The organism is Longimicrobium sp., from assembly GCF_036388275.1.
GTDB lineage: Bacteria > Gemmatimonadota > Gemmatimonadetes > Longimicrobiales > Longimicrobiaceae > Longimicrobium.
The window spans coordinates 1-1,746 of record NZ_DASVSF010000048.1 but is presented as its reverse complement, the minus strand read 5'-3'; the positions used below and the strand labels follow the sequence as shown (position 1 = coordinate 1,746).

At 63.7% G+C, this 1,746-nt stretch carries 1 pseudogene; it reads right to left on the bottom strand.

Features of this window, described 5'->3' with window-relative positions:
• Nucleotides 1-431: 431 nt before the first annotated feature.
• A pseudogene (locus VF632_RS09600) lies at nt 432-1,568 on the bottom strand (IS110 family transposase).
• Nucleotides 1,569-1,746: the final 178 nt, after the last annotated feature.

The following is a 1,746-nucleotide window of genomic DNA, read 5'->3' as shown; positions in this document are numbered from 1 at the left end:
GGTCGTTGATATGGCTGCCTTTTTGGCAAGAGGATAATAGAGGTTCTTCATTACTTTGAGGAAGTAAGGTGACAGGAGGTTTGGGAGCCGTGGCCGGGGTGAAGGAGCGGCGTGTCAGGCGGGTGTTAGTGTCCCCTGCGGTTGGTCGGCTGATATGCGTGTGTTGGTTAACACTTGGTTTTAGTTCACCGTGATCCTCTCGACAGTCTAGGCACGAGGATTAGGAGCCCCTGCGGGCGCCACGCCTCCAACGACCCTCGTGAGTGTTGATCACCGTGACCGCCGCCCCATGACCCCGGTCTCGGTTCCAGTTGCTAGGTTAGTTATTGCGTAATCTTTGGGTGAATGGGGGTTTCCTTTCGATCGTGGGAGTGACGTGGCGCCGGATGGGAGCGGGTGGAGTTCCCCCCCAGGATAATCGAGACCCTTCTTTAGACCTTGGCGATGTTAGCGGGACTCATCCGCTGCTCCATCAACCGGAAGATCTGCCAGACGAAGCCGCACAGCTCGCGGGCCACGGCGACGGTGACTTTGTTGCGCTCCTTGCCGCGCGCCCAAAGCTGCCGCGTGCGCTGATGGAGCCGGGTTTGGCTTTCCACGCGCACGCTTTAACGTCGGCGCTCAAGCCCTGCTGCCGGACGCTGAGTTCCTTGCTGACCTTGGGTGGGAGCCGGTAATGGTGGGCCGCTTCGACGAGCAGCCAGCGGGCGTGGCCGTTGCCGGTTTTGGTGATGCGCCCCTGGCGGCGTTTGTCGCAGCTGGTGTTTTCGGTGGGCACCAGACCGAGGTAGGCCATGAGCTGCCGGGGATGGTCAAAACGCCAGGCCTGCCCGAGTTCGCTGACCAGGACCATGGCGCCGACGAGCGCAAAGCCGCGCAGGCCCATGAGCGCGGCGACGACGGGTTGCATCGGCCAGTCCAGGAGCAGCGCCGCCATTTGCTCTTCGAGCCGGGCAATGCGTTCGCCGGCGCCGCTGATATTCGTCAACGCATCCTCGAGGACGACGCGTTGCGCGGGATGCGGCAGGACCAGCTCGCGCAGATAACGTCGGTGGGCCTCGGTCCACGCGCTTTTGCCGGTGTAACGGTAACCGTTGCGGAGCAGGAAGGCTTTCAGTTGCGCCCGGCCGCGGCGCAGATCCTTGGACGGCGTCGGTCCGGGCGCGGCAGAGGTCGCGCATGGCTTCGTCGCTGGCGTCGGGCACATGGACCGCGGTCAGATCGCCGGAGCGATGCAACCGGGCCAACTTGCGCGCGTCGCGCCGGTCGGTCTTCACCCGGTCGCCGGAGCGGCTCGGGATCAGCGAGGGGGCGACCACCGTGCAGTGGATCTTGAGTTGCGCGCAGCGGCGCGCGAGGACGAACCCCGTTGGCCCCGCCTCGTAACAGACGCGCAGTTCGGTCCCGGGACGGGCCTTCTTCAATTTGGCCAGGACCTTCTCCAGGGCATGCAGATCGTTGGGGATGCTGCCGTAGCTGCAGGGCTCGCCGCCACCTCCTTCGGCGAGCGCAAGGGCGATATTTTTGGCGTGGACGTCGAGTCCGACGAACAGTAATTCATGCTTCATGGTGTGCTTGTTGCGTGTTGGCTTCTTCATTGGTGACGCCGCTCCCGCGGTGATCCCGCACTTGCGGATAGGCACGGTTTATCCCGCGCAACCCGCGCCTTCGCCACTCCTCCAAGCACACCGCTTTCCTTTCCAGAACACGCTGCGCTCGCACGGAGGGCAGCCATAAAGTCTAGGC